The organism is Shewanella sp. 38A_GOM-205m, assembly GCF_000518445.1.
In the GTDB taxonomy this organism is placed as follows: domain Bacteria; phylum Pseudomonadota; class Gammaproteobacteria; order Enterobacterales; family Shewanellaceae; genus Shewanella; species Shewanella algae.
The window spans coordinates 1-7,463 of record NZ_JADP01000052.1 but is presented as its reverse complement, the minus strand read 5'-3'; the positions used below and the strand labels follow the sequence as shown (position 1 = coordinate 7,463).

At 44.3% G+C, this 7,463-nt stretch carries 10 protein-coding genes and 2 pseudogenes; 9 read left to right on the top strand and 3 right to left on the bottom strand.

Annotated elements, in window-relative coordinates:
* Positions 1–188: pseudogene (locus N512_RS24745) on the bottom strand (hypothetical protein); the annotation flags it as partial.
* 128 nt (positions 189–316) lie between these two features.
* Here N512_RS24745 and N512_RS0118875 point away from each other — a divergent pair.
* Both N512_RS0118875 and N512_RS0118865 read left to right on the top strand, forming a co-directional pair.
* The gene (locus tag N512_RS0118875) at positions 317–769 is read left to right on the top strand and encodes a hypothetical protein (RefSeq protein ID WP_028781305.1); all 453 of its coding nucleotides are present in this window, start codon (positions 317–319) and stop codon (positions 767–769) included.
* 235 nt (positions 770–1,004) lie between these two features.
* Complete coding sequence (locus tag N512_RS0118865; RefSeq protein ID WP_028781304.1) at positions 1,005–1,982, top strand: hypothetical protein; 978 nt, start codon at positions 1,005–1,007, stop codon at positions 1,980–1,982.
* Between the two features lie 188 nt (positions 1,983–2,170).
* On the opposite strand, the gene N512_RS0118860 is transcribed toward N512_RS0118865, so the two are convergent.
* Positions 2,171–2,359 (bottom strand): hypothetical protein, encoded by a 189-nt coding sequence (locus tag N512_RS0118860; protein WP_028781303.1) that lies wholly within the window; start codon positions 2,357–2,359, stop codon positions 2,171–2,173.
* A gap of 135 nt (positions 2,360–2,494) precedes the next feature.
* On the opposite strand from N512_RS0118860, the gene N512_RS0118855 reads away from it, so the two are divergent.
* Entirely contained in the window at positions 2,495–2,890 is a 396-nt protein-coding gene (locus tag N512_RS0118855; RefSeq protein WP_028781302.1) for a hypothetical protein, read from the top strand.
* A gap of 93 nt (positions 2,891–2,983) precedes the next feature.
* Entirely contained in the window at positions 2,984–3,580 is a 597-nt protein-coding gene (locus N512_RS0118850) for a DUF6624 domain-containing protein (RefSeq protein WP_028781301.1), read from the top strand.
* A gap of 33 nt (positions 3,581–3,613) precedes the next feature.
* On the opposite strand, the pseudogene N512_RS23405 reads toward N512_RS0118850, so the two are convergent.
* Positions 3,614–3,814: pseudogene (locus N512_RS23405) on the bottom strand (IS110 family transposase); the annotation flags it as partial.
* Between the two features lie 112 nt (positions 3,815–3,926).
* On the opposite strand from N512_RS23405, the gene N512_RS0118840 reads away from it, so the two are divergent.
* From N512_RS0118840 to N512_RS0118820, 5 genes are all read left to right on the top strand, one after another.
* Complete coding sequence (locus tag N512_RS0118840) at positions 3,927–4,349, top strand: hypothetical protein (RefSeq protein ID WP_156029285.1); 423 nt, start codon at positions 3,927–3,929, stop codon at positions 4,347–4,349.
* A 99-nt stretch (positions 4,350–4,448) separates the two neighbouring features.
* The gene (locus N512_RS0118835) at positions 4,449–4,718 is read left to right on the top strand and encodes a hypothetical protein (RefSeq protein ID WP_028781299.1); all 270 of its coding nucleotides are present in this window, start codon (positions 4,449–4,451) and stop codon (positions 4,716–4,718) included.
* Positions 4,719–4,826: 108 nt separating this feature from the next.
* A complete protein-coding gene (locus tag N512_RS0118830; protein ID WP_028781298.1) occupies positions 4,827–5,624 on the top strand; it encodes a YwqG family protein in 798 nt (265 codons plus the stop codon).
* A gap of 79 nt (positions 5,625–5,703) precedes the next feature.
* Positions 5,704–6,027 carry a hypothetical protein gene (locus N512_RS0118825; protein WP_028781297.1) on the top strand — a complete coding sequence of 108 codons (324 nt, stop codon included), beginning with the start codon at positions 5,704–5,706 and terminating at the stop codon, positions 6,025–6,027.
* A 224-nt stretch (positions 6,028–6,251) separates the two neighbouring features.
* On the top strand, positions 6,252–7,229 hold the full coding sequence (locus tag N512_RS0118820; RefSeq protein ID WP_028781296.1) for a hypothetical protein: 978 nt from the start codon (positions 6,252–6,254) through the stop codon (positions 7,227–7,229).
* Positions 7,230–7,463: the final 234 nt, after the last annotated feature.

Sequence of the window (7,463 nt, the reverse complement as noted above, 5' to 3'; positions counted from 1 at the left end):
TCATAGATAACACAGAGCTTGCTGGTCTTGGCTGTTTGATTCTTAATGAGTTTATCGAATGAACGCAGGTTGGTTGGGATTGTGCCATGGTAATGCACAGTCTCAGCAGACTTATCAGAAACCCAGGCCACGTCAGTGGTCTCCTTGTGTACGTCCAACCCGATAAAAAGTGTGTTAGCTTTAGACATGTCGGCCTCCTGTGATTGTTTGCCTATTGGATCAACAAACAGTGTGGCTCTGGTTTAACTAATCCACGAGAAAACACGGAGGCCGACACCTGCACAGGGAATCATTATGTCTAAGTGTAAGGAAGGGTATGAAGCATCTATTATGGGTCATTGTCTTGTTATCTGCTTTCGCACAAGCAGATGACGAGAAAATCGCAATTTACCTAGATTTCGAAAAGGCTTACATGAGTAATGATGTTTCTTCATTCTCTCCGTGGCTTGGTAAGGAATATAAAATCAGTCAAACTTTGCATGTCCCAGGCATGGGGTCGGATACTCGGCCTGTTTCAAAACGCCAGCTATTGGCGTCAATGAAAGCTGTCGGCAAACCAAGCTCTATGCCACTTTCCACACCAGAGAATACAGTCATTGAATCTGTGGGCGGCAATGGCTTTTGTGCAAGCGCAACGACTCTAAATAAAACTGTCGTGGGTGGAGGCAACTACGAAGAAAAGGAAGTGAGGAAAGTTTGCTTTTCTCAAAAAGGGCCAAAGTATTTAGCCATATCACACAATATTGATGTCTACTATCGTGCCCTGTAAACACTTTGATCTGAACCGGTACTTTTGGACATCTCGCTAAGTGAGTAAACTCGCTTATTGAGGTGAAGTATGTCAACAAAGAAACCCCGCAAGATCCATACGCAAGAATTTAAAGCCGAAGCACTGAAGCTCGCTCAGAAGATTGGTGTAAAGGAGAATATGGACACCCAGCGTTAATGGCGCGCTAGTTAGCCCCCGACTATGCTTTGTTTAAGCATTTAACAAGGAGGTTATTATGCCGCGCCCTTGCCGAACTCAAATCAGCCTTGAAGATACGCCTTACTACCACTGTTGCAGCCGCGTGGTACGGCGTGCCTTTCTGTGTGGTGATGATGCCTACTCGGGTAAAAATTATGACCACCGCCGTGGTTGGGTGGAGTCGTTATTGTTTGAACTGGAAGCTGTTTTTGCCATTGATGTGGCGGCATTCGCCATCATGAGTAATCATCTACATCTGGTGTTGCATATTGATATAGAGACAGCAAACCGATGGACAGACAGAGAAGTGCTTGAGCAATGGCATAAGCTGTTCAAAGGTGATGAGTTAACCCACAAATTCACCCAGGGTGAGCTGATTGAAGCGTATGAAGTCCCCAGGCTGAAGCATACTATCGCGATTTATCGCAGCAGGTTATGTGACATCAGCTGGTTCATGCGTTGTCTTAACGAACCGATAGCGCGTCAAGCCAATCAGGAGGATAACTGTACCGGCCGATTCTGGGAAGGAAGATTTAAGTCGCAAGCCTTACTCGATGAAGCCGCGGTGTTAACCTGCATGGCCTACGTTGACCTCAATCCCATCAGAGCCAAGATGGCCGATACGCCTGAGCAGTCGGCACATACCAGCATTCGGCTACGTATTCGGGCAGCCTTGAAATGCGAACAACCCGCCAAGCTACTGCCCTTTATCGGCAATGAATGCGATAACCAGTGCAGTGGTATTGCGTTTGCGCTCAAAGATTATCTTGAATTGGTGGATGATACCGGGCGCTGTATTCGCAATGATAAACGTGGCGCGATAGGTGAAAAGAGTGCCAAGCTACTGATGCGGTTGAATATCCCTCATGAGAACTGGCTCAAGCTTACCACTGAATTTGGAAAACTATTTCGTGGGCCGGTAGGCACCTTGCAAGAGCTCAGCTATTACTGCGAACACTTGGAGAAGCGACGACGGCATTTTGCAACCAGCTGTCAGTACTTTCAAACGGCCTGAATCCCACGCTATTTAACTCAACCGCAGTCATTGAAATCCCCTGAACCATGGGTAGGGCTAGCACGGTTCAAATCTCGCATTTTTGCGTTAAATCGGTTCGATTTCATCAAACCTCTGCAACTCACGGATATCTTTGCCTCAGCGTACTCAAATCCCCTAGCGGTGCTTGAACGTAGACAGAAAGAAGATTAACTTATTGTTTTACAGTGGGTGGCTTGATTTTCTGATTTTCTGTTGTGATTTTCTGTTGCTTGATTTTCTGATTTTACAGTGGGTGGCTTGATTTTCTGATTTTCTGACTTATCAGAAACCCGGGCCACGTCAGTGGTCTCCTTGTGTACGTCCAACCCGATAAAAAGTGTGTTAGCTTTAGACATGTCGGTCTCCTGTGATTGTTTGCCTATTGGCTCAACAAACAGTGTGGCTCTGGTTTAACTAATCCACGAGAAAATACGGAGGCTGACACCTGCACAGGGAATCATTATGTCTAGTGGAGAAAAGGAGGAAGAGGAATGTCGCTACAAGATAAGCTGGATAGCTTTTTCAGTCATCAGGATGGGACGCTTTACCGAACCATACACGAAGAATTATTGGGCGTCGGGCTCAGGGCAAAAGATAATAACAAAACTGTGCTCTATCACTACGGGACAAGAGCAAATGGTGAAAACAGTTTGGCGGCCTATCGCACAGAGCCTTTATGTGTCTTCTCCTTTCCAAAGTCATACTGGGAGCCAAGGCGGCAAGAACTGAATCAAATATTGTCCGATTTCGCTCCGGTCGAGTTGAAAGTCCCGTCAGGCTCACCATCAGAACGATATTCAGCACATCAAATATTACTTAGTGATGAAACGATAGACAGGATAGTCAACATTATTCGTGAGCATATTGCGCCGCGAGTGGGCCACTAACAATGGGCTGCACAACAACGTCAAACTCTCCGCTGCGCTCCGTAGTTTGCCGCGTTTGAGCCCCAGCGTTATATGCACAAAAGGATTTCGAAAATGCGCTTACTTTTTTTACTTCTCCTCATTCCTTCTTTTGCTAATGCCGAGATAGACAAAGTATTACAGTCTCAACTCTTAGAAATGGCAAAATTGGACCAATCAGTACGCAAACAATTAGGCGAAGCAGGCTGGGAAAAAGCTCCAAAAAATCTTCATGCCAAATTATCAACTGTCGACCATGAGAATACAAAAAAGCTCAAAGCAATATTGAGCGAACGAAAATGGTTTACTGAGGTTGAGGTAGGAAAAGAAGGTATAGGGGCTGCTTTTCTTATAATTCAGCATTCATCAGACACTGAGTTCCAAGAAAGGATGCTCCCTATTTTAAAGGAATCTTACTTAAGCAACAAAGGCGTATCAGGACAGGAAGTAGCGTTATTAACTGATCGTGTACTTATCCGTATGGGCAAAAAGCAAATATATGGCACACAAGCAGATGTTAAAAATGGTGAAATAGCTTTTATGCCCATTTCAGACATTGATACAGTGGATGAAAGAAGGGCTGAAATGAACATGCCACCTTTAGAATTTTATAAGAAACTTATGGAAGAAATGTATGGCATCAAAGATCACCCAGAAATAGATCTGAATTAAAGTGCATATAACAAACGACTATGGCGTCAATAGTTAATTTTTCGCCATATTCGTATCCCACATAGTGCCATCTCTTAGCATCGAATTCAGGATCACGACCATCTTTCTAACACAAGCAATGATGGCTACTTTTTTGGGTTTACCAGCCTCAAGCAATCGCTGATAAGTAGCCTTAAAAACCGGGTTAGATCGCATTGCAGACATCATGGCCATATACAGGACTGTACGCACTTGGAAAGGTTAACGGATATCTTTCTGCCTCCGGGTACTCAAATCCTCTACCGGTGCTTGAACACAGACATAAAGAAGATTAACTTATTGTTTTACAGTGGGTGGCTTGATTTTTATGGATATATTTATAGAGCAAAAAAATGAGGTTTCTGGCCGATTTGCAATTATCGAAGAAAATGGAACAAGTGCGTGGCTCTACCTTATGCCTGCATCAGGAAAAGGAATCGATAGAGACGCTTTTGTTTTTTCTCCTATCGAACCAGCCGAAAAACTAAATATTGATGAAATTAAAAATGGCGACACGCCAATTCTGACAAAATCGGTTGCTTCTGAGAGTGCCGTTATCACAAATGTTACAGAATCCGAGTTATCGTTAGAGTGGTCAAAAGATGGCCACTCCGTGGCAGTTCTATATAAAAATAAGCCAATTGCATTTATTGATAGCGTGCAAAAAGCTAGTTATTCCAAGGCTCTAAAAATAGAGAGCTTTTTTGGTAAGCCTTGGGATCAGAATACCTACAATGAAATTTTCAAGTAAAACAGTTAACAAGGCCAAGCAGCATCGCCAGCAAAGCTGGCTGGACCTCGCTACGCTCGGCCCCTGTTGGCGGCGTTAGTGCTCAAAATGGAGTTCTCCTTGCCAATATACATCAAGCGTGAATCTGACAACGTGAAAATAGCCAAGTTGGCAGCAGATGACTGGGAGCTACCCTTACAAATACGTTGCCTAGAGGAATGGCTGGTAGAACAAGAAGAGAGTTTGCCTAAGGCAGACTACATTGCGGATATCGGTTTCAGTATGCGCCCAAATGCTCTTGGTGGCGGTGCAATTTTAAGTGTTCGCGCCATGTCCATCATGGTAAAGCTTGGCTTAAAGCTTTATCTATCCGAATACCCGGATGACTAGATTTACGGGTACTAACAAGCAGTATCACGGCGACTGCGTTTCCGCCGCTTCGCGGCTCCGAATCGACGGGTGTGCCGGTTTCCCAGAGTTATATTTCTTGGAGGCTAAGTGATAAAAGATCTAGTTGCTGAAGACAACCTACAGAACCATATTAAGCTTTTAGAAGAGCTTGCCAGCCCTTGTGTGTATGGTGTAGCAGATGGAAGTGTGAATAGTCTGGGATGTTCTAAAGTGGGTGGTTTACCGCATGCAGATAAAGACTTTATTTGGCCTAAGTACAAGGGGGTTCCTTTAGAATTTGTAGTGCAATTGAACCTTAATGACCTGGAAGGTACCAACTTGCCTGATACTGGTCTTTTATTGTTCTTTTATGCAAATGGAGTCTGGACTGACAAAAAAATGCATAAAGATTTTTTTAGGGTGATCCATGTTCATGACATGGAGAGTCTTGAAGTTAAAGAGCCTAAGTTTAAAGATAAAAAACGATTATTTGGTTTGTTGAAATCAAAAATAATGCCGCTGGTCTTTGATGAGTACGGTATTGGATTTTATAGTGGTAATTCCCTACCTGATTTAGATAATGTCGATACAATTCCTTCTCTCTCACTATTTGATAATGACGATGAGTTATTGAAATCATATTGTGATTTAAAATGGGGACTTTCGGAGAAGGCAATCTTGCAAATTGGGGGTTATCCAAATCCGGTTCAGTATGACGGGATTGCGGCTGGAGCTGCTTCAATTATAGAAAAAGGGGCTGCTAACGATTGGGAGTTATTGCTAGAAGTTGATAGCAAACTGGGTTTTATGTGGGGAGATGCTGGTAGGCTTTATTTCTACATACATAAAGATGACTTGAAGACTGCGAAATTTGCTGATGTTTGGATGGAATTTCAATGTCATTAAGTCATAAATGTAACAAGTTGCTCAATTTGACGCCTAGCAGCGTGAATTAGCAAGGCGTTATGCATAAATAGGAGGAAGGATGCCTGAAGGAATATTCTTTGTAGTTTTCTTTGCTGTACTCATCTGGGTGCTTTTTGTGTTTTTCACAAAAAAGGGTAAGGGGATTATGTTTGGTGGAAAAATCATCAAAACCTACGATGGTGTTTCTGCTAAAAGGAAAATATTCTCAAATAAAGTAAAGGTGCATGCAGTTGATGGTGGAGCCGTTAGATTTGTTGGTCTAGAAATTTCGGTATCATCCATCGGAAGCTACCAAATGATACCGGTCACCTTTCCTGCCAATGAAGCCCGTCAATTAGCTGCATTACTCATTGAAGCAGCAGAGTATAAAGAAAATGCATAACAAGGTGGCCAAGTTCACTCTGGCCGCCAAAAGTGCGGCCTGCGCGAGACAGCCTACACTGCGCTTCTGCTGTCTCTTACCACAAAGTTATGTGAATAGGTGAAGCTATGAGATGTAGCATGGAAGATGGCTATGGCCTCATGAAAAAATGGACACCCTGCGTTAATGGCGCGGTAGTTAGCCTCCGACTATGCTTTGTTTAAGCATTTAACAAGGAGGTTATTATGCCGCGCCCTCGCCGAACTCAAATCAGCCTTGAAGATACGCCTTACTACCATTGTTGCAGCCGCGTGGTACGGCGAGCCTTTCTGTGTGGTGATGATGCCTACTCGGGCAAGAATTATGACCACCGCCGTGGTTGGGTGGAATCGTTATTGTTTGAACTGGAAGCTGTTTTTGCCATTGATGTGGCGGCATTTGCCATCATGAGTAATCATCTGCATCTGGTGTTGCATATCGATATAGAGACAGCAAACCGATGGACAGACAGAGAAGTGCTTGAGCAATGGCATAAGTTGTTCAAAGGTGACGAGTTAACCCGCAAATTCACCCAGGGTGAGCTGATTGAAGCGTATGAAGTCCCTAGGCTGAAGCATACTATCGCGATTTATCGCAGTAGGTTATGTGACATCAGCTGGTTCATGCGTTGTCTCAACGAACCGATAGCGCGTCAAGCCAATCAGGAAGATAACTGTACCGGCCGATTTTGGGAAGGAAGATTTAAATCGCAAGCCTTACTCGATGAAGCCGCGGTGTTAACCTGCATGGCTTACGTTGACCTCAACCCCATCAGAGCCAGGATGGCCGATACGCCTGAGCAGTCAGAACATACCAGCATTCGACTACGTATTCAGGCAGCATTGAAATGCGAACAACCCGCCAAGCTACTGCCCTTTATTGGCAATGAATGCGATAACCAGCGCAGTGGTATTGCGTTTGGGCTCAAGGATTATCTTGAATTGGTGGATGATACCGGGCGCTGTATTCGCGATGATAAACATGGCGCGATATGTGAAAAGAGTGCCAAGCTGCTGACGCGGTTGAATATCCCTCATGAGAACTGGCTCAAGCTTACCACTGAGTTTGGAAGACTATTTCGTGGGCCGGTAGGCACTTTGCAAGAGCTCAGCTGTTACTGCGAACACTTGGAGAAGCGACGACGACATTTTGCAACCAGCTGTCAGTACTTTCAAACGGCCTGAACCCCACGCTATTTATCTCAACCGCAGTCATTGAAATCCCCTGCACCTTGGGTAGGGCTAGCACGGCTCAAATCTCGCATTTTTGCGTGAAATAGGTTCGATTTCATCAAACCTCTACAACGACAAGAATATCGTTCGACCTCAGTGTGCTCAAATCACCTAACGGTGTTTGAACGCAGACTGAAAGAAGATTAGGTTATTGTTTTATAATGGGTGGCTTGATTTTTCGCTTGA